Source organism: Paenibacillus sp. FSL R5-0766, from assembly GCF_037971845.1.
Classification (GTDB): Bacteria; Bacillota; Bacilli; order Paenibacillales; family Paenibacillaceae; genus Paenibacillus.
This window is the reverse complement of the sequence record NZ_CP150227.1, coordinates 69,963-91,386: the sequence shown is the minus strand read 5'-3', so window position 1 is coordinate 91,386 and position 21,424 is coordinate 69,963. Positions and strand designations below refer to the sequence as shown.

The following is a 21,424-nucleotide window of genomic DNA, read 5'->3' as shown; positions in this document are numbered from 1 at the left end:
GTCCAAAACCCGAAGATTCCAGGCTGTATTTTACGCCGAAAATACGTTTTCTGAAAAATTTATTATTGCCATCTTAGCAAAGCGATATTTAGACTGTCAAGGAAAAGTACCTGGTTATAGCAGGTGTATTGCCTGATGAACACAACTGTTTTTCCAGAGCGGACAAGTCTAGTTATTACGCAAAAAAACGCCAATTCGTATCGAATAACGTTACTTTTATACATACTATTGTGCTGATAAATTACCAAATTCAATCTGTATTTTAATCCCATACTGCATAATAAAACTATATAATAAAAACCACCACCGAATAACATCGGAAGTGGTTCTTTGCTTGGCGGCGTCCTACTCTCCCAGGACCCTGCGGTCCAAGTACCATCGGCGCTAGAGGGCTTAACGGTCGTGTTCGGGATGGGTACGTGTGGAACCCCTCCGCCATCGCCACCAAACGCGTAGCTTACATTTCAGAGTTGTTGTTCTCTGAAAACTAGATTCGAAACGAAACATGCGAATTAAACTTGCTATTGGATAAGCCCTCGACCGATTAGTACTGGTCAGCTCCATGCATTGCTGCACTTCCACCCCCAGCCTATCTACCTCGTCGTCTTCAAGGGGTCTTACATACTGGGAAATCTCATCTTGAGGGGGGCTTCACGCTTAGATGCTTTCAGCGTTTATCCCGTCCGTACATAGCTACCCAGCGGTGCTCCTGGCGGAACAACTGGTACACCAGCGGTACGTCCATCCCGGTCCTCTCGTACTAAGGACAGCTCCTCTCAAATTTCCTACGCCCACGACAGATAGGGACCGAACTGTCTCACGACGTTCTGAACCCAGCTCGCGTACCGCTTTAATGGGCGAACAGCCCAACCCTTGGGACCTACTTCAGCCCCAGGATGCGATGAGCCGACATCGAGGTGCCAAACCTCCCCGTCGATGTGGACTCTTGGGGGAGATAAGCCTGTTATCCCCAGGGTAGCTTTTATCCGTTGAGCGATGGCCCTTCCATGCGGTACCACCGGATCACTAAGCCCGACTTTCGTCCCTGCTCGACTTGTAGGTCTCGCAGTCAAGCTCCCTTATGCCTTTGCACTCTTCGAATGATTTCCAACCATTCTGAGGGAACCTTTGGGCGCCTCCGTTACTCTTTAGGAGGCGACCGCCCCAGTCAAACTGCCCACCTGACACTGTCCCCGCACCGGATTACGGTACCAGGTTAGAACCTAGATACGATCAGGGTGGTATCCCAACGTTGCCTCCATGCAAGCTGGCGCTCACACTTCAAAGGCTCCCACCTATCCTGTACAGATCGTACCCAAATTCAATATCAAGCTGCAGTAAAGCTCCATGGGGTCTTTCCGTCTTGTCGCGGGTAACCTGCATCTTCACAGGTATTAAAATTTCACCGGATCTCTCGTTGAGACAGCGCCCAAGTCGTTACGCCATTCGTGCGGGTCAGAATTTACCTGACAAGGAATTTCGCTACCTTAGGACCGTTATAGTTACGGCCGCCGTTTACTGGGGCTTCGGTTCACAGCTTCGGGATCGCTCCCTAACCACTCCCCTTAACCTTCCAGCACCGGGCAGGCGTCAGCCCGTATACTTCGCCTTACGGCTTCGCACAGACCTGTGTTTTTGCTAAACAGTCGCTTGGGCCTTTTCACTGCGGCCCCCTCGTGCTATTCACACTACCGGGGCACCCCTTCTCCCGAAGTTACGGGGTCATTTTGCCGAGTTCCTTAACGAGAGTTCTTCCGCGCGCCTTAGAATACTCTTCTCGCCTACCTGTGTCGGTTTGCGGTACGGGCACCATCACCTGGCTAGAGGCTTTTCTTGGCAGTGTGAGATCATGACCTTCGCTACTATAATTTTCGCTCCCCATCACAGCTCAGCCTTACAATGTGCGGATTTGCCTACACATCAGCCTTACTGCTTAGACGGACATCCATCAGTCCGCGTCACTACCCTACTGCGTCCCCCCATTGCTCATAACGGCTTACGGTGGTACAGGAATTTCGACCTGTTGTCCTTCGACTACGCCTTTCGGCCTCGCCTTAGGTCCCGACTTACCCTGAGCGGACGAGCCTTCCTCAGGAACCCTTAGGCTTTCGGCGGATCAGATTCTCACTGATCTTTTCGTTACTCATACCGGCATTCTCACTTGTATAATGTCCAGCGCTCCTTACGGTACACCTTCAACCCTTATACAACGCTCCCCTACCCCTGATGCATAGCATCAAGCCATAGCTTCGGTGGTGTGTTTAGCCCCGTTACATTTTCGGCGCAGAGTCACTCGACCAGTGAGCTATTACGCACTCTTTAAATGATGGCTGCTTCTAAGCCAACATCCTGGTTGTCTGTGCAACTCCACATCCTTTCCCACTTAACACACACTTGGGGACCTTAGCTGATGGTCTGGGCTGTTTCCCTTTTGACAATGGATCTTAGCACTCACTGTCTGACTCCCGGAAGTAAGTCTATGGCATTCGGAGTTTGACTGAGCTTGGTAACCCTTGCGGGCCCCGCACCCAATCAGTGCTCTACCTCCACGACTCTGTTTTCCGAGGCTAGCCCTAAAGCTATTTCGGGGAGAACCAGCTATCTCCGAGTTCGATTGGAATTTCTCCGCTACCCCCACCTCATCCCCGCATTTTTCAACATGCGTGGGTTCGGGCCTCCAGTGCGTGTTACCGCACCTTCACCCTGGACAGGGGTAGATCACCCGGTTTCGGGTCTACGTCCACGTACTATGTCGCCCTATTCAGACTCGCTTTCGCTGCGGCTCCGGCTCTTCACCTTAACCTTGCACGGGAACGTAACTCGCCGGTTCATTCTACAAAAGGCACGCCATCACCCCTAAAACGGGCTCTGACTTTTTGTAAGCACACGGTTTCAGGTTCTATTTCACTCCCCTTCCGGGGTGCTTTTCACCTTTCCCTCACGGTACTGCTTCACTATCGGTCGCTAGGAAGTATTTAGCCTTGGCAGATGGTCCTGCCGGATTCATACGGGGTTTCACGTGCCCCGCACTACTCGGGATCCGTCTCGGAGGGAACAGACTTTCAACTACAGGGCTTTTACCTTCTTTGGCGGGCCTTTCCAGACCTCTTCGCTTAACCGGTTCCTTTGTAACTCCATGTGAGACGTCCCACAACCCCAAAGAGCAAGCTCTTTGGTTTGGGCTTCTCCGCGTTCGCTCGCCGCTACTGACGGAATCACTATTGTTTTCTCTTCCTCAGGGTACTTAGATGTTTCAGTTCCCCTGGTATGCCTCTACACAACCTATGTATTCAGTTGTGAGTAACTGGAAATTACCCCAGCTGGGTTTCCCCATTCGGACACCCCCGGATCAAAGCTTGCTTACAGCTCCCCGAGGCAGTTTCGTTGTTCGCCACGTCCTTCATCGGCTCCTAGCGCCTAGGCATCCTCCGTGTGCTCTTAGTAGCTTAACCATTTTGTTCCGGTTTCGGTCGCTCGCTTCCCTTGTTTTGCTTGCGCAAAGCCAAAAGTCGCTCTCACCCGATACCATCACAAAAGCAATTTAACTACCTTTATACACTTGACTTGTTTGCACAAGTTTAGCTTAAAGGAATGTTCTAATTCGCGTTTGTTTCGTTTCGATATCTAGTTTTCAAAGAACAAGCTCCATGCAAAAGCAAGCTGTTTGAGAGTTTGAGCTCTCAAAACTGAGCAACGAGTGAGTGTTTTGCAGCTAAGCTGCTTATTTGAATGTTTCCGTTGCAGGAAACGATTCTCCATAGAAAGGAGGTGATCCAGCCGCACCTTCCGATACGGCTACCTTGTTACGACTTCACCCCAATCATCTATCCCACCTTCGGCGGCTGGCTCCTTGCGGTTACCCCACCGACTTCGGGTGTTATAAACTCTCGTGGTGTGACGGGCGGTGTGTACAAGACCCGGGAACGTATTCACCGCGGCATGCTGATCCGCGATTACTAGCAATTCCGACTTCATGCAGGCGAGTTGCAGCCTGCAATCCGAACTGAGACCGGCTTTGTTGGGATTGGCTCCATCTCGCGATTTCGCAGCCCGTTGTACCGGCCATTGTAGTACGTGTGTAGCCCAGGTCATAAGGGGCATGATGATTTGACGTCATCCCCACCTTCCTCCGGTTTGTCACCGGCAGTCTATCTAGAGTGCCCACCCGAAGTGCTGGCAACTAAATATAAGGGTTGCGCTCGTTGCGGGACTTAACCCAACATCTCACGACACGAGCTGACGACAACCATGCACCACCTGTCTCCTCTGTCCCGAAGGAAAGATACATCTCTGTACCGGTCAGAGGGATGTCAAGACCTGGTAAGGTTCTTCGCGTTGCTTCGAATTAAACCACATACTCCACTGCTTGTGCGGGTCCCCGTCAATTCCTTTGAGTTTCAGTCTTGCGACCGTACTCCCCAGGCGGAGTGCTTAATGTGTTAACTTCGGCACCAAGGGTATCGAAACCCCTAACACCTAGCACTCATCGTTTACGGCGTGGACTACCAGGGTATCTAATCCTGTTTGCTCCCCACGCTTTCGCGCCTCAGCGTCAGTTACAGCCCAGAGAGTCGCCTTCGCCACTGGTGTTCCTCCACATATCTACGCATTTCACCGCTACACGTGGAATTCCACTCTCCTCTTCTGCACTCAAGTCACCCAGTTTCCAGTGCGATCCGGGGTTGAGCCCCGGGATTAAACACCAGACTTAAATGACCGCCTGCGCGCGCTTTACGCCCAATAATTCCGGACAACGCTTGCCCCCTACGTATTACCGCGGCTGCTGGCACGTAGTTAGCCGGGGCTTTCTTCTCAGGTACCGTCACCTTGAGAGCAGTTACTCTCCCAAGCGTTCTTCCCTGGCAACAGAGCTTTACGATCCGAAAACCTTCATCACTCACGCGGCATTGCTCCGTCAGGCTTTCGCCCATTGCGGAAGATTCCCTACTGCTGCCTCCCGTAGGAGTCTGGGCCGTGTCTCAGTCCCAGTGTGGCCGATCACCCTCTCAGGTCGGCTACGCATCGTCGCCTTGGTGAGCCGTTACCCCACCAACTAGCTAATGCGCCGCAGGCCCATCCCCAAGTGACAGATTGCTCCGTCTTTCCAGTTTCCTTCAGGCGAAGGAAACAATTATTCGGTATTAGCTACCGTTTCCGGTAGTTGTCCCAAACTTGAGGGCAGGTTGCCTACGTGTTACTCACCCGTCCGCCGCTAAGTATCAAGGAAGCAAGCTTCCTATCAACTCCGCTCGACTTGCATGTATTAGGCATGCCGCCAGCGTTCGTCCTGAGCCAGGATCAAACTCTCCAATAAAATATTGAAAAGAGCGATAAGCTCATTTTGAATCTGACGAGATTAAAAATCTCATTTGTGCTCCAGCCGATCCAAGCCAAGACTTGTCTCAAACTTTTGCGTTCATTCTGCAAGCAGAATGTTTACTCACTCGTTGTTCAGTTTTCAAAGATCAAACTTGTTTTGTTACCGAGCGTTGTTCTCCTCAGCAACTTTTATATCTTATCACATCCGCACCAACTTTGCAAGCTCTTTTTTTAAGTTTCTTTCGAAGCTTATTTCATTTGCTTGCCGCACCGTGTAAACCGTGTTTTCTTGGCCGGAATTAGAATATACCATGTACAGATTTGCATTGCAAGTCTTTTTTTGAATCTATATTAACAATCGGTTTGATTTAATACGGGGCGTACATACGGGTTCTCCCAACTTAGCCAGTTCGTATGCACGCTCACCCAGCTTTTTAATGTTTAACATTCCTAGCAGGAACCTTTCTTGGCCATAAACTATAACTAAAGCTTATCAGAAAATCGATTCCGAGTATTATTCCCCACACTCTGATCAGATTATCGAAGGCAGCTGTACGTTCAGCATCTCCAATCCACCATATCATGGCGAATAAAAAAGCACTTCCTATAGCCCAAGCCAATAGATGTCTAAACCATCCACTACGCTCACGACTCGCATGTTCTCTACCATATAACTTGCTGCTGCGAGGATTCTCTCCACCCTTGAACCAATATAGGAAATATCGATCCGCCCAAGCGATCATCTGATGACCATAAGCAATGCTTACTCCTATATACACCGCAGCTATACCATGAATCATACTTGCTGTAGCTCCTCCCTGTAGATCCATAACTGTAGCTACCAGCAATAACAGATCAATAACCGGCGTGACCGTTAACAAACCGATGCCTAACCGCTTCATGCCAAGGAGATACCTGACACTCAGACCTGTGAACACAAACACCCAAAATGCGATCTCACAACCTATAATGAAATAACCAATCATTTCAGCCTCTCCTTTTTTGATACAAATGTATTAAATATAATTTAGCACGTCTGTACTATAATAATCAACAGTGATATAATATGCCTATGCCTAAAATTGTTGATCACGATAAACAGCGTATGATCGTAGCCGAGGCAGCATGGCGTATTATACGGAGAGATGGCATGGAACAAGCCTCTGTTCGAAATATCGCTGAAGAAGCTGGAATTTCGGTCGGTTCGATGCGTCACTACTTTTCTACTCAATCGGAACTACTACTATATGCTATGAATTTGGTATCTGAACGGGTGTCTCATCGAGTCCAACAAATGTCCTTCACCGGCTCTCCGATGGACAATATGAAACGCCTATTGCTCGAATTCTTACCAAACACGGAAGAAAAACTGGCCGAAATGGAGGTGTGGTACGCTTTTACAGCCAGATCGAAAACCGATCCTACACTCAAAGAACTTGCTAATACCGTATATGATGAACTTAGAAAAGCTGTAGGTTCTGTTATCACCTACTTGATTAAACTCGATCTCTCCAAACCTGATCTGGACAAAGAACTGGAGATCGAGAGATTGTATGCACTGGTGGATGGCTTGGGTATCCATACCGTGCTTAGACCAGATCAGATGAATGGCAGGCTCATGGACGATGTTCTCACTTTGCACCTTGCTTCCTTGTGTCGTTAAACCAAAAAAAACCGCAGCACATTCGTTGTGACTAAGGCCCGTTACGATAACAGGAGTTAGTTCTGAATGTCTGACGGTTTTTCTTTTTATCCGATAATGATCCGGCCTTCCGGATGACGATACAGTTTCTTCTCTTTGCGAGGACGAAGGGCATACGCGATGGTTAATGGCCCAATCCGGCCTACAAACATGGTAAAGGTAATAATGATTTTGCCCCAATTGGTCAACTCATCAGTCACTCCCACAGAAAGACCCACGGTACCGATTGCGGATGCAGCTTCAAACATCAGTGAAAGGAATGGCGCATCCTCTGTCGTAAGCAGAAGCATCACCACGATCACGAATATGATCAGAGAAACCATAATAATGGTTAGCGCCCTCATTAGCAGTTCTTTCGGAACACGCTGACGGAAAAACACAATATCCTTATTCCCCCGAATCATGGCATACACTGCACCAATCATGATCAGGAATGTAGTCGTCTTGATCCCGCCCCCGGTCGATCCCGGGGAGGCCCCGATAAACATCAGCAGAATGAAGAAAAATTGGGTAGCCTGCCTCATCTCCGTGATATCGATTGTACTTGTTCCCGACGAACGTGTAGAGACAGACTGGAAGAAGGACGCATAGATCTTCTCGCTCCAGGTGAGTGAAGCCAGTGTATGTCCATTGGTGAATTCGAAAACAAACAACACAATCGCTCCTATACCGATCAGCGCTCCAGATACAGACAGCACCAGTTTGGACTGAAGAGATAGACGGCGGCGTTTGCGATACTCAAACAGGTCATTCAATACTACAAATCCAAGTCCACCAGAAATAACGAGCACAGAAGCAGTCACATTGAATAGCCAGTCTCCGGTGTAGTATTGGAAGCTGTTGCCGAACAGATCAAATCCGCCATTATTAAACAGGGAAACGGAATGGAATAATCCATAGTATATAGCCTGACCAATTGACATCTCCGTTGCCCAGCGCAGCGCCAGTATGACGGCAGCCACCCCTTCAATGGTAAAGGAGAAAATCAACACTTTGCGGATAATGCGTACTATCCCTTCCATACTGTCTGCATTAATGGCTTCTTTGAGTAATAGCCTGTCCTTGAGCGAGATTCGTTTGCCCAACACTAGCGCAAAGAGAGTAGCCATAGTCATGAAGCCGAGTCCACCAAGCTGCATTAATACCATAATGACGATCTGACCAAACAAATTAAACGTCGTCCCTACATCCACAACGACAAGTCCAGTCACACATGCGGCAGAGGTTGATGTAAAGAGCGCATCAATAAACGCCAAATGCATACCGCTTTGGTTGGAGATTGGCAACATGAGAAGCACCGTTCCCATCGCAATGATAAGCAGAAAACCACCGACCAGAATTAACGGAGGAGATAAGAATTTGGCAAAGTGAAGCCTGAACTTCATGAAGGGCACCTCTTTTAACAAAAATACGAACAGGTTAATCTAACAAATTCAAGACGCGGTGTTACCCTAATGGTGTGCTGAGAGCAAGGGCCATCTGACAAACTTTATTTTTAGCGTCTATGTAAACCTAAAGAGGAACTTGCCCCAGCATGATACTGAACGGCAGGTTCCTCTTCTATTATGAACGTATCCTACGTTCCTTATTTAATCTTGCGTACGAGGACGCATGTGTGGGAAGAGCAGTACGTCACGAATCGACGGGGAGTTGGTAAGCAGCATGATCAGACGATCAACCCCGATTCCCAATCCGCCTGTTGGTGGCATACCATATTCGAGCGCACGGATGAAGTCGTCATCCATCTCATGAGCTTCATCGTTCCCATGTTCTTTCTCCAGCATCTGTGCTTCAAAGCGCTGACGCTGATCGATTGGATCATTCAGCTCTGTGAAGGCATTGGCATGCTCGCGTCCAACGATGAACAATTCGAAGCGATCCGTGAAGCGTGGATCTACATCATTTTTCTTCGCCAGTGGTGAGATTTCAAGAGGATGTCCCATGATGAATGTCGGTTGAATCAACGTCTCTTCTACAAACTCTTCAAAGAACGCGTTCAGAATATGACCAAATGTCATATGTTTTTCAACCGGAACCTTATGTTCCTTCGCCAAGTTATGTGCTTCCTCATCCGTCATGTGTACGGAGAAGTCTACACCCACAACTTCCTTAACTGCATCCACCATCGTAACACGGCGCCACTGCGGCGTAAGATCCACTTCATAATCTCCATACTGGATCACTTGCGTACCCAGTACTTCCTGTGCAATATGAGCAACCAAATTCTCCGTCAATTGCATAATATCCTTGTAGTCGGCATATGCCTCATACAATTCAATCATTGTGAACTCCGGATTGTGACGTGTGGACATACCTTCATTCCGATATACACGACCAATCTCATATACTTTCTCCAGTCCGCCAACAATCAGACGTTTCAGGTGAAGTTCAATCGCAATCCGCATGTACAGTTCCATATCCAGCGCATTGTGATGTGTGATGAACGGACGTGCTGCCGCTCCTCCTGCGATGGTATGCAACGTAGGTGTTTCCACTTCCAGATATCCAAGGGAATCCAGGTAACGACGCATCGATTGAATAATTTTGGAACGTGCGATAAAGGTCTGTTGTACATCCGGGCTCATAATCAGGTCAACATAACGCTGGCGGTAACGCAGCTCTACATCGGTGAGACCATGGAATTTATCCGGAAGCGGATAGAGCGATTTGGACAGCACTTCAAGATCTGTAACTTTGACAGAAGTTTCACCTGTTTTGGTCTTAAAGATCACGCCAGTTACCCCAACGATATCGCCAAGGTCCAGCAAGGTGAATGCCGCATACTTGTCTTCAGGCACGGTATCCTGACGAACATAGATCTGGATTCTGCCGCTCAGGTCCTGAATATGTGCGAAGCTTGCTTTACCCATTCCCCGCTTCGCCATAATCCGTCCGGCAATACTGACTTCGATGTGCTTCTCTTCCAGCTCTTCCTTGGTCAGTTCTTCATACTTCTTCAGAATGGAGCCGGCTTCTTCGGTACGTACGTATTTTTGGCCAAAAGGGTCGATTCCCAATTTGCGGAGCTCGTCCAATTTGTCACGGCGAATTTGTAAAAGCTCGCTAAGTTCGGTTTCCTGATTCAAGACTTCATCCGTCATGATCTGTATTCATCTCCTTATTTGCATTGCAGGCATCCCGTGAGGACACTCTTCCTCAAATGTTGAAAAAGCTTCCCTAGGGAAGCTTTTGTTTACCGTGCCCAACTGCTTCGTTACTATAGCTTTTTAATATCTACAATTTTATATTGAATTACGCCAGCAGGCACACTTACATCAACAACTGTACCATTTTTCTTGCCCAGGATCGCTTTACCAACAGGGCTTTCGTTTGAGATCTTGTTCTGAAGCGGGTTAGATTCAGCAGAACCTACAATTGTATATTCTGTGATATCACCAAATTCCAAATCTTCCACAGTAACTGTTGCACCTACACTCACAACATCGGTGTCAATCTCATCACTGTTAATAATGCGTGCGTTCCGAAGCATTTTCTCCAAAGTAATAATACGACCTTCAATGAAAGCCTGTTCGTTCTTGGCATCTTCGTATTCAGAGTTCTCACTGATATCTCCATACCCGATGGCTACCTTAATCCGTTCAGCCACTTCGCGGCGCTTCACTGATTTCAATGTTTCCAGTTCTTCTTCCAGCTTCTTAAGTCCCTCTGGTGTAAGGATAACTTCCTTGTCGCTCATCTCAACCGATTCTCCTGTCATGGGAATAATTTGGATTGTACGGCAACGGAATCAGTGATAATTACATAGCTCCGCCCGCATACATCTTCAAAACTATATGAAGTTCTCCAGAGAAATAGAATATTCCTCCTGATGACTAGCCTTTAATTAACGCACATGGCGAATTTATACTGTGAAAGTATAGGGGAACGATCTCGAAAAGTCAATGTTACGTCCTCTATAGCTGTAAACGTTTTACAGTCTTAATTACGATGCACTTCCGGCAATTACCGGTTCTGACTCCAAATTGCCTTCGCTTTTCAGCTGACTCACAAAGTTCTCCAGAATCTGTACCATCTCGTCACGCTTGGTACCTTCCATAATAACGTCCTTGATGCGAGCAGATCCTTTCAAGCCTTTCAAATACCAAGCCAGGTGTTTACGCATCTCGCGTACAGCAACCGTCTCATTCTTCAATGCGATCAGTCGATCCATATGCAGGATGGCAACACGGATCTTCTCTTCGCCATTCGGGTCAGGAAGCAATTCACCCGTGCTTAAGTATTGAATGGTACGATACAGCATCCAGGGGTTACCCAGGGCGGCACGACCGATCATAACTCCGTCACAACCCGTTTCATCCAGCATACGGCGTGCATCCTCTGGTGTATGGACATCACCATTGCCGATCACGGGAATAGAGACAGCCTCTTTTACATCTTTGATGTGTGACCAGTCAGCTGTGCCTGTATAGAGTTGCTCACGCGTACGGCCGTGCACACTTACCGCCTGCCCACCCGCACGTTCAACCGCGAGCGCATTCTCCACCGCGAAGATATGCTCGTTATCCCAGCCGATACGCATCTTGACCGTCACCGGCTTCTCAACCGCGTCCACAACAGCCGATACCATCTCATAGATTTTTTTCGGATCAAGTAACCAACGTGCACCTGCATCACATTTCGTTACCTTTGGCACAGGGCATCCCATGTTAATGTCGATGATGTCTGCATTGGTTTCTTGGTCCACGATTTTGGCTGCTTCTACGAGGGAATCACGATCTCCCCCAAAAATCTGAAGGCTCAGCGGTTTCTCACGCTCATCTACAAACAACATCTCACGTGTACGCTGGTTGCCATGGACAATGGCTTTGCCACTCACCATCTCCGCGCATACGAGGCCTGTTCCGAATTCTTTTGCGATCAAACGAAAAGCCGGATTACATACGCCAGCCATCGGCGCAAGTACGACCTGGTTTTTCATTTCAATGCCACCAATGTTAAGCACGGTAGTCGTTCCACCCCTTTTTTAATTCTGTATATATCACGATATTAAGTTCCATCGGTGTGTCTTGGTTGTTGTAACATGGCGAAACCGAAACGGTCCTAGTTGCCCCGCAACTCCTCGATACTGATTGCCAGCACACCAGCAATTCGATCGAGCTCTTGCTGTGATACCTTACGGTTTCCCCGCTCAATGGTTCCCAGAATGGCCAGCGAAATGCCGGTCTCGGCCGCAAGTTCATGTTGTGTTAAACCTTTCAGCTTCCGGAATGCCCGGATTCGATTGGCCAGTTGCATGTTTTCCAAAGCTGTATTCCATCCTTTCCATCCAGTACAGACAACGATGAGTGTACAAAGGTATACAAACCTGAAATCTCGCCCTCCGGTACGATATCCGACAGTGGCACCAGTACAAAAGCCCGTTCTCCCATACGAGGATGAGGCAATTGAAGCAATTCGGTATCTCGCGTCTCACCCTGCATCCAGAGCAGATCCAGATCAACGGTGCGCGGTCCCCAGCGAATATCACGAACACGTCCAAGCCGGTTCTCAATATCCAGTAATTCCGTGAGCAATTGCTCTGGTGTCAGCATCACCTGTACGGCGACTGCCATATTCAGAAACGCAGGCTGATCTACATATCCTACAGGCTCCGTCTCATATAGTGCAGAACAACGCAGAACGGATATATGAGGGTGTTCATCCAGCAAAGACAATGCTTCAAACAGCGTCTGTTCCCGGTCACCCAAATTGGCCCCTAAAGCAATATAAGCCTCTGAAGATTCAGAGGTCGAATGTGCAATCATGATCGGTTCTCACTTTCTTGTGCGGCGAAGCTCTACCGTTACGCCCTCAAAATGAATATCGAATGGCGGATGTGGCTTCGTCACCTTGACTGTCAATGCATTGATAATAGTATAAGTGTCTAGTAAAGAAGATGCAATATGTTCGCCCAAAGCTTCAATTAACTGGAACGATTTATTCTCAACAATCTGTTTTACCAACTCATGGATCTCCGCATAATTAATCGTTTTGGTCAGATCGTCGTTACGTCCAGCTTCACCCAGGTCCATATCAATCTCCAGATCAATATAGTACCGCTGCCCCAGCTTCCGTTCTTCTGCAAAAACACCATGATATCCATAATACTCCATACGATGCAATACCATTCTATCCATACGTCCGCCTGCCCTCTATATATATTGAAATTTTAATCTATTTGAAGTCATCCCTTAGCTTCGCCTTTGAAAAACGCTTCGCTTTCACTGGACGGGTCACTCGGACCCCCCAGCATTATTTCCTCCGTAGACCCGGAGAAGCATACAACATGGCATCACACATGTCTGCCGTCCGCCGAATCGGCTTCACATCATGAACCCGAACCATCTGGCAGCCCTGGGCAATGCCAAATGCAACGGTGGCAGCCGTTCCTTCCAACGCATCATCCGCCCCGACATTCAGGGTGTTCTGGATGAATCTTTTGCGTGAGGTGGCTAGCAGAACGGGATACCCCATTTCATTGAGCAAACCGAGCGATGACATGAGCTTCAGATTTTCTCCGAGATCCTTCACAAAACCAATGCCCGGGTCCAGGATAATTTGCTCTGCTTTCACGCCGGCTGTTAATGCAATCTGTATGCTCTCCTGCAAATCACTGACGACATCATTCAGATAATCGGTATAGTTTCGCTTCTGCCGATTATGCATCAGAATGATGGGACACCCCAGCTCTGCTGCCGTGCGGGCCATATTTGGATCTGCCTCGGCACCCCACACATCATTAATAATATGAGCACCTGCCAGAATAGCCTGACGTGCAACATCGGCTTTATACGTGTCTACCGATATCGGAATGTGTGGGGCTCGCTGATGCAATGCTTCAATAACCGGAATAATCCGGCTAAGCTCTTCATCGGCGCTCACGACATCTGAACCTGGCCGGGTAGACTCCCCGCCGATATCAATCAGGTCCGCCCCGTCCTCCATCATCTGTTTGGCATGAGCAACCGCCCGCTCCACGTTGGTATAACGTCCACCATCCGAGAATGAGTCAGGCGTGACGTTAAGAATGCCCATAATCTGTGTTCTTGTACCCAGCTTCAATGCAGCTGGCCCCCATGCATAGTTCCGTTCATAGATGACAGGTGTAAGTGTCATGAAGTATACCCCGCTTTCTGCCGGTACATACCCAGAAGGACTGCTGTAACCGGGCCAATATGTCCGTTGCTAATTATCGTTTCGGCTCCGTCCTGATCCCGCAGAGTTGTCACCGGAACCAGTTCAGCCACCGAGCCTGTTAGAAATATTTCATCTGCTTGCAGGAGATCCTCCCAGGCATCTAACGTTTCTATACAGGGGATTCCTTGCTGCGAGGCAATTTCCAGTACCAAAGCTCTAGTGATGCCCGGCAGAATACCGGTTGAGAGTGCTGGCGTGTAGATTACTTTTTCCCGTACCCAAAACACATTGCTGACGATCCCTTCTGCTATATGACCATCCCGGGTTAATTGTAACCCTTCCGCACCCTGCACATGCTGCCCGTATCCATTAAGCTCCCTTCTCGCCAGAATGCTGTTCATGTAATGTAGCGACTTGAACCGAACTGCTCCTTCGGGCGTGTTGCGAGGTGTAGATAACCGTTGGAGCATTTTGCCATTCTCATATAAAGAGGGAGAAGGTTCAGGTAATGCTTTTGCCAGTACGATATGATTTGGCTTCGAATAATCACCAGAAGGTAATCCTAGCGGTGCTTCGCCCGCTGATACCGTGTATCGCACATACGCATCCATAAGTCCGTTCGCATCCATCAAACGTTGAATCCAATCTGTCACCTCTGCCGCGGTCGTTGTAAAAGGAATGCCAAGCTCCTTACACCCCGAGGCCATGCGCTCCAGATGCCGTTCCAAAAGATATGGGACACCTCGATACGTCCGGAACGTCTCAAACAGTCCCAGTCCGTACAAAAAGCCGTGATCCGTTACAGGAACCACGGCCGCCGCCATATTGACCAACTCTCCGTTTATCGCGGCATATTGCATGTTATACCTTCACTTGTTGGGATAAAAAGTTACGAAGCATCTGATGACCATGGTCTGTAATAATGGATTCCGGGTGGAACTGAACACCTTCAATCGCATATTCTTTGTGGCGCAGACCCATAATTTCACCTTCAGCTGTCTCCGCTGTAATCTCCAGACAGTCAGGCAAGCTACTGCGCTCGACAATCAGGGAGTGATAACGGGTAGCTGTGAATGGAGATGGCAATCCGGCAAATACCGATGCCCCGTTGTGGTGCATCTCAGATGTTTTGCCGTGCATCATGCGCTCCGCACGAATGACATTGCCACCAAACGCTTGTCCAATGGACTGATGCCCCAGACAAACACCAAAGATCGGAATGCTTCCCTTGAAATGATCAATGACTGCCAAGCTAATGCCTGCTTCATTCGGTGTACACGGGCCCGGAGAGATCAGAATATGATCAGGTGCCAGTGCCTCTATGCCTGCCAGATCAATCTCGTCGTTGCGGCGAACTTCCACCGTCTCACCCAGTTCACCCAAATATTGAACCAGGTTGTACGTGAAGGAATCGTAATTATCGATAACCAGTATCATATGCCTGCTCCTCCTCATCTTCCGTCAATGCAAGTGACGGTTGCTTCGTTTTATTTTAGTTTAACAGCTTCTGTTCGCTCCGCTTGTTCTTGTTCAATAGCTCTGCTTGCTTCAGCCTCTTCGCTGTAATTCACAGCTCTCATCATGGCTCTTGCCTTGTTGCGGCATTCCTTGTATTCCCGATATGGATCGGAATCAATAACAATCCCTGCCCCGGCCTGTACATAACCAATACCGTCCTTAATGGCAAGTGTACGAATGACGATGTTCAATTCCATATTTCCACTGTAATCCATCCACCCGATGGAACCCGTATAAGGCCCACGACGAACAGGCTCCAGCTCCTCGATAATCTCCATGGTGCGGACTTTCGGCGCTCCGGTAATCGTTCCACCCGGGAATGTCGCAGCGATCACATCAAATACGGATAACCCTTCTGCCAGCCTGCCTTCCACCTGGGAAACGAGATGCATGACATGGGAATACTTCTCGATGGTCATCAATTCAGGCACATGAACCGAACCATAGGCCGCAATCCGTCCGATATCATTACGTTCCAGATCAACGAGCATAATATGCTCCGCCTTTTCCTTCTCACTGCTGAGCAGTTCATTCGCCATAGCATTATCTTCTGCTGCATCACGGCCCCTTCTTCGGGTCCCTGCAATGGGACGTGCACTGACTTTGCCATTCTCCACTTTGACCAGAAGTTCGGGAGATCCGCTTACCAGTTGAAAGTCTGGACTACGCAGCATTCCCATATACGGTGATGGATTCACAAGGCGCAGCCATTCATAAATATGCTCAGCGCTCGAATGAAGCCGCTTCTCCTGTCTCAAGGACAGATTCACCTGGAACACATCGCCCTGCCTGATATATTCCTGTACCGTACGTACAGCCTGTTCAAAGTCCTCCTGGGGAAAGGAGGTTTCCCATCCTTCCGATTCCCTTTCCGCATCTTCAGGCTGCGGGGTACGATTGACCTGCTTGTTGCGGCGTTCCAGTGCCTGTTGTTGATCCTCAGCCTGTGCAGCCCCCATAATATGAAGCCATCTTTGCTGCATCGCTGTCGCTCGTGCTTCGGCCGTTGCATATAGGCTACGGATATCAGTTTCGTTCCGGTTAGGCTCTAAAGCCAGATGAACCATGCAGAAAAGCGCCTGCTGCTCATGGTCATACGCCCATATTTCTTCAAAGCGCATCCACCAATAATCCGGCAGAGCCGGGTTATCTTCAGCCAAGACTGGAAGCTTCTCCAATGATCTTGCTACATCGTAGCTGAGATAACCTGCGTATCCACCCCCAAAGTCTGGAGCCCCATTAACCTTGGGTGCGCTATACGGGGCAGTCCATCTCTTCAATACATCAAGTGGCTTGCCGCTGTCCGTCGAGGTGGTTTCTTGCGTCACATCATGAATAACCGCTTCTTGACCTTTACCTGAAATTACGGATACGGGGTCTAACCCCAGAAATGTATATCTCCCGCCTTTGCCATTCTCCAGCACAATTGCGTAGGGTGACGCCTGCTCCCAGGCTGCCTCCCACGATAACGGTAAACCGCCATGATACGGTCCCTCATCCGACTTCGTGATATAGGGCATCATGGTCCAGCCTTGTTCAGCCCACTCCATCCAGTCGGCGTATGTTGTCATCAGGTGTGTCATTGCGGTGTGCCGCCCTCCATCTGTCGCTAGTTCTATTGTCTGATAGTATACTAAAGCGCCGCCCCTTTTAAAAGCATTACACCAAAAATCCTCCATACCCGTCATAAGGGCAAGGAGGATTGGTTTTGTCATTTGTAGACTTAGCCTTCGAAATTGTAAAGAGGTGTGCTGAGATAACGTTCGCCGTTACTTGGCACGATTACGACAACGCGCTTGCCTTCACCCAACTGTTTCGCAACCTGAAGACCTGCACGGATCGCCGCACCGGAAGAGATCCCGGACAGAATGCCCTCTTCCTTCGCTACCTGACGAGCCGTCTCGAATGCATCATCATTCTCAATGTGAATGATCTCATCATAGATTTCCTGATCCAGAATCTCAGGGATAAAGTTGGCACCAATCCCCTGGATCTTATGTGGTCCTGGTTTGCCGCCCGCCAGAATTGGCGAAGCTGCTGGCTCAACCGCAACAATTTTAATACCAGCGAAAGCTTCTTTCAGCACTTCGCCTGTACCTGTAATTGTTCCGCCTGTACCAATTCCCGCAACGAAAGCATCCAACGTACCGCCCACAGATTGAATTGCTTCAACAATCTCAGGGCCAGTCGTTTCACGGTGGATCTTCACGTTGGCTTTATTTTTAAATTGCTCAGCCATGAAATAGGATGGGTTTTCCTTAAGCAGCTCTTCGGCTTTTTTAACAGCACCATTCATACCTTCAGCTCCAGGTGTAAGCACAAGCTCAGCACCATACGCACGAAGCAAGTTGCGACGCTCCAAGCTCATCGTCTCAGGCATTACAATAACGGACTTGTAGCCTTTAGCTGCAGCCACCATCGCGAGTCCAATTCCCGTGTTACCACTTGTTGCTTCAATAATGGTATCACCCGGTTTCAGCTTGCCTTCTTTTTCCGCTTCTTCCACAATGCTAATTGCGATACGGTCTTTCACGCTTGAACCTGGATTCTGGTACTCCAGCTTCACGAATACTTCAGCACTGCCTTCTGGTACGATACGGTTCAGACGAACAAGCGGAGTACCTCCGATGAGTTCTGTTACGTTATTAACTACTTTAGCCATATGAATGCCCTCCTTAGTGGATGAATAAAACTTGAGTCCTGTTAACCTATACTGTGCGGCCGATAGCCTCTAGCTGTTATAGAAGAACTGCGGAAATCCTGTTGATCCTACCCCTTACTGCTAAGATTTCTAGACAGGGCGGAGGTTTCCGAAAGTTTCTTTGTTCATAAATAAATCTTTTATATCCGAGTAAACGAGTAGGTATTTATTATTTTCATCTTATCAACGTTAACCCTTATTGTCAATATGAGTACTCAAAAAAATACTCTGCCTTTGGCCCTAAGACCGCAGACAGAGTATTTTTATCAAGATGCAGCAGTACTATACAATCTTCTCCATTGAATTCAGGAGGCAGGAATCTCGGACAGGATGACGGCTTCATACTTGTTACGCAGCATTTGCTCTACCTGCGGCAACGGATCAGCCTGACTCAGAGCCAGCTGCATTCGAATCTCCTCACGGACCTCTTCGGCCGACTGCACCTGGCGTTCTTCTTTATCATTAAGTCTGATAATAACATAACCTTCTTCCACTCGAAGCGGTCCGGCAATATCGCCTACATCCAGCCCGGCAGCAAGTTGAAGGATTTCTTCTGACTGGAATGGATCATTCCGCTCAATCCATCCCAGCCTCCCACCAGCATCACGAGAGAAGCTGTCTGTCGATTGACTGCGAGCAGCTTCTTCAAAGTCCTCCCCCTTCTCCAACGCATCCAGTAAGGAATCGGCTTCCTCTTCTTCCTTCACTACGATGATGGACAAGTCATATTTCTCGGGGGAGACGTAATCCTCACGGTGTTCGGTCCAGTAATGCTCAATATCTGCATCCTTGATCTGTATACCGATCGTTGCGATTTTCTCAAGCAGCAGCCTGTAGCCGGCTTCCAATTCAAGTTCCTGTTTCGACAGGCCCAATTGAGACTTCATTTCGTCAAAATATGATTTCTCTGAATCGTACCCATCCATCGCGGCGGCAAGTTCCCTTGCAATCTCTTGGGGAGTGACGATCAGCTTGCGTTCAATTGCTTCGGCATATACTGCTTTACGGTTTAACATCTGGAGTAATAACTCGCTGCCATAGCGTCTTTTCAGCGCATCGGTCCACTCTTTGTCCGTGATGACTTCTCCGTTGATCGTCGCGACGGTGCTTCCTTCTTCCGTATTGGTATCATGGGATACATCTGCCTCGTCTTTGCCCTGTCTGAGACCATGCATAGCCATCACACTACCCATGACCAGCATACCTAACGTCAAGACAATTACAGCCGTCCACAACCCTTTTTCCTGTCTTGTCATTCCGCATCCCGTCCCCGCATAGATCAGTTCTTGGCTTGCTCTAGGATGGTCTCAAGTTGTTCTTTGTTAAAGTCATAGGCTTCATTACAGAATTGGCAGACCACTTCAGCCTGGCCCTCTTCTTCAATTAATTGCTCCATCTCCGTTTGGCCCAGGCTGATAAGAGTCTTCTCTACTCGCTCACGTGAACACTCACAGCTAAAATGTATATCCAATCCTTCCATCACTTGTACATCTGGCAACAATCGGCGAAGCAACTCTTCCAATTCAAGCCCCTGCTCCAGCAACGTCGTCACTGGCGGCAACGTACTAATGGCGTTTTCGATCGCCGTGATCTCTGGATCTGTCAATCCCGGCAACAGTTGCATAATGAATCCACCTGAGACAATAACGGAATTATCCGTATCAACGAGCACACCAACGCCTACAGCAGAAGGTGTTTGCTCCGATTGCGCAAAGTAGTACGTGAAGTCTTCGCCCAGTTCTCCTGAAACAATAGGCACACTGCCACGATATGGTTCTTTCAGTCCCAAATCCTTCGTTATGTTGATGAACCCTTCCGTTCCAACCGCGCCTGCAACGTCCAGTTTACCCACACTATTGCTTGGCAAATGTACATGCGGATTAGAAACATATCCTCGTACTTCGCCTTTCGCATTGGCATCAGCTACAATCTGTCCAATGGGACCATCACCGTTGACTTGTACCGTTAACTTCTCTTCACCTTTGAGCATTGCACCCATAATGGCTGCTGTTGTAACCGTACGCCCCATGGCAGCTGTAGCCGTGGGAAACGTATCGTGTCTTCTGCGTAGTTCCTCAACCAGTTCCGTAGTCTGGATAGCAAAGGCTCTTACCTTTCCATTCATTGCTGTACCACGAATTAACCGGTCATGCTTGTTGTTGTTTTCCAAGTCATTCAGCCTCCTTTGGCGTATCGCCATAATAGTATTAACACAGAAAAAACGGCACAACACTTAAGCTGTAATCTCAGCCCGCTGTATGCCGTCTCTATGCTCACCTTTCCCGGTTCCGCTCATATATAATACGCAGCCCTTCAAGCGTAAGCAGAGGATCAACTTCCTCTATACTACGGGTTTCTTCTGCGATAAGTGTAGCGAGACCACCCGTCGCGATAACTCGGGGCTTCGCTCCCATCTCCTCGCGAATACGTTCTACAATACCATCTACCTGGCCTGCATAGCCAAATATAATACCCGCTTGCATGGCATGAATAGTATTACGGCCAATGACCTTTTTGGGTTTCTCAAGCTCAATACGAGGCAACTTGGATGCCCGCTCATAGAGCGCTTCAGTGGCGATCTGAATGCCAGGTACAATAGCTCCCCCCAGGTAGTGACCTTTCTCGTCAATACAGTCAAAGGTCGTTGCGGTACCGAAATCAACCACGACGAGAGGGCCGCCATACTTCTCAACGGCTGCCACTGCATTAACAATACGATCTGCACCCACTTCACGAGGGTTCTCGTATCGCAGGTTCAAGCCAGTTTTGATACCAGGCCCAACGAGCAAAGCTTTTTTGCCTACATACTTCTCACACATCGCTTCGATTACATTCACCAGTGGCGGGACCACAGATGAGATGATGACACCTTCGATGTCACTTGCCCTGATGCCGGACATATGAAATAAATTATAAATCAATACGCCGTATTCATCCACTGTTGACTGACGTGATGTACTCAGACGAAAGTGGTGCAGCAATTCACGGCCTTGATATACGCCGAGCACCATATTGCTGTTCCCCACGTCTACAACTAGAATCAAAGA

The 21,424-nt window shown here is 48.6% G+C and carries 17 protein-coding genes and 3 rRNA genes; 1 reads left to right on the top strand and 19 read right to left on the bottom strand.

Features of this window, described 5'->3' with window-relative positions; genetic code table 11:
• Positions 1-332: 332 nt before the first annotated feature.
• From rrf to MKY66_RS00405, 4 genes are all read right to left on the bottom strand, one after another.
• Positions 333-449: ribosomal RNA gene (gene rrf, locus MKY66_RS00420) — 5S ribosomal RNA — on the bottom strand.
• A gap of 75 nt (positions 450-524) precedes the next feature.
• A 23S ribosomal RNA gene (locus MKY66_RS00415) occupies positions 525-3,452 on the bottom strand.
• A gap of 309 nt (positions 3,453-3,761) precedes the next feature.
• Positions 3,762-5,314: ribosomal RNA gene (locus tag MKY66_RS00410) — 16S ribosomal RNA — on the bottom strand.
• The 16S, 23S and 5S rRNA genes sit together here, the layout of an rRNA operon.
• Before the next feature lie 439 nt (positions 5,315-5,753).
• Entirely contained in the window at positions 5,754-6,305 is a 552-nt protein-coding gene (locus MKY66_RS00405; protein ID WP_076216739.1) for a hypothetical protein, read from the bottom strand.
• Positions 6,306-6,391: 86 nt separating this feature from the next.
• Here MKY66_RS00405 and MKY66_RS00400 point away from each other — a divergent pair, with 86 nt between their 5' ends.
• On the top strand, positions 6,392-6,982 hold the full coding sequence (locus MKY66_RS00400; RefSeq protein WP_076216740.1) for a TetR/AcrR family transcriptional regulator: 591 nt from the start codon (positions 6,392-6,394) through the stop codon (positions 6,980-6,982).
• Positions 6,983-7,068: 86 nt separating this feature from the next.
• Here MKY66_RS00400 and MKY66_RS00395 read toward each other — a convergent pair whose 3' ends face one another.
• The 15 genes from MKY66_RS00395 to MKY66_RS00325 all read right to left on the bottom strand — a co-directional run bounded on the left by MKY66_RS00395 (position 7,069) and on the right by MKY66_RS00325 (position 21,421).
• On the bottom strand, positions 7,069-8,406 hold the full coding sequence (locus tag MKY66_RS00395) for a TrkH family potassium uptake protein (protein ID WP_076216741.1): 1,338 nt from the start codon (positions 8,404-8,406) through the stop codon (positions 7,069-7,071).
• A 204-nt stretch (positions 8,407-8,610) separates the two neighbouring features.
• A complete protein-coding gene (gene lysS, locus MKY66_RS00390) occupies positions 8,611-10,122 on the bottom strand; it encodes a lysine--tRNA ligase (protein WP_076216742.1) in 1,512 nt (503 codons plus the stop codon).
• Positions 10,123-10,238: 116 nt separating this feature from the next.
• Positions 10,239-10,718, bottom strand: coding sequence for a transcription elongation factor GreA (gene greA / locus MKY66_RS00385; protein ID WP_076216743.1), 480 nt, complete (start codon positions 10,716-10,718; stop codon positions 10,239-10,241).
• 246 nt (positions 10,719-10,964) lie between these two features.
• On the bottom strand, positions 10,965-11,984 hold the full coding sequence (dusB, locus tag MKY66_RS00380) for a tRNA dihydrouridine synthase DusB (RefSeq protein ID WP_076216744.1): 1,020 nt from the start codon (positions 11,982-11,984) through the stop codon (positions 10,965-10,967).
• Positions 11,985-12,082: 98 nt separating this feature from the next.
• Complete coding sequence (locus MKY66_RS00375; protein WP_047844502.1) at positions 12,083-12,286, bottom strand: helix-turn-helix transcriptional regulator; 204 nt, start codon at positions 12,284-12,286, stop codon at positions 12,083-12,085.
• A complete protein-coding gene (gene folK / locus MKY66_RS00370; protein WP_076216745.1) occupies positions 12,238-12,786 on the bottom strand; it encodes a 2-amino-4-hydroxy-6-hydroxymethyldihydropteridine diphosphokinase in 549 nt (182 codons plus the stop codon). The genes MKY66_RS00375 and folK overlap by 49 nt, the downstream gene beginning before the upstream one ends.
• Positions 12,787-12,795: 9 nt before the next feature.
• Entirely contained in the window at positions 12,796-13,158 is a 363-nt protein-coding gene (gene folB / locus MKY66_RS00365; RefSeq protein WP_036606103.1) for a dihydroneopterin aldolase, read from the bottom strand.
• A gap of 115 nt (positions 13,159-13,273) precedes the next feature.
• The gene (gene folP, locus MKY66_RS00360; protein WP_076216746.1) at positions 13,274-14,137 is read right to left on the bottom strand and encodes a dihydropteroate synthase; all 864 of its coding nucleotides are present in this window, start codon (positions 14,135-14,137) and stop codon (positions 13,274-13,276) included.
• A complete protein-coding gene (locus MKY66_RS00355; RefSeq protein ID WP_076216747.1) occupies positions 14,134-15,018 on the bottom strand; it encodes an aminotransferase class IV in 885 nt (294 codons plus the stop codon). The genes folP and MKY66_RS00355 overlap by 4 nt, the downstream gene beginning before the upstream one ends.
• Position 15,019: 1 nt before the next feature.
• On the bottom strand, positions 15,020-15,595 hold the full coding sequence (pabA, locus tag MKY66_RS00350; RefSeq protein WP_076216748.1) for an aminodeoxychorismate/anthranilate synthase component II: 576 nt from the start codon (positions 15,593-15,595) through the stop codon (positions 15,020-15,022).
• 50 nt (positions 15,596-15,645) lie between these two features.
• Positions 15,646-17,259 carry an anthranilate synthase component I family protein gene (locus tag MKY66_RS00345; RefSeq protein WP_076216749.1) on the bottom strand — a complete coding sequence of 538 codons (1,614 nt, stop codon included), beginning with the start codon at positions 17,257-17,259 and terminating at the stop codon, positions 15,646-15,648.
• 140 nt (positions 17,260-17,399) lie between these two features.
• Positions 17,400-18,338 carry a cysteine synthase A gene (gene cysK, locus MKY66_RS00340; protein ID WP_036668448.1) on the bottom strand — a complete coding sequence of 313 codons (939 nt, stop codon included), beginning with the start codon at positions 18,336-18,338 and terminating at the stop codon, positions 17,400-17,402.
• Between the two features lie 344 nt (positions 18,339-18,682).
• Entirely contained in the window at positions 18,683-19,633 is a 951-nt protein-coding gene (locus tag MKY66_RS00335) for a peptidyl-prolyl cis-trans isomerase (protein ID WP_076216750.1), read from the bottom strand.
• Between the two features lie 23 nt (positions 19,634-19,656).
• Positions 19,657-20,577 carry an Hsp33 family molecular chaperone HslO gene (gene hslO, locus MKY66_RS00330; RefSeq protein ID WP_076216751.1) on the bottom strand — a complete coding sequence of 307 codons (921 nt, stop codon included), beginning with the start codon at positions 20,575-20,577 and terminating at the stop codon, positions 19,657-19,659.
• 73 nt (positions 20,578-20,650) lie between these two features.
• Positions 20,651-21,421 carry a type III pantothenate kinase gene (locus MKY66_RS00325; protein WP_026081372.1) on the bottom strand — a complete coding sequence of 257 codons (771 nt, stop codon included), beginning with the start codon at positions 21,419-21,421 and terminating at the stop codon, positions 20,651-20,653.
• Positions 21,422-21,424: the final 3 nt, after the last annotated feature.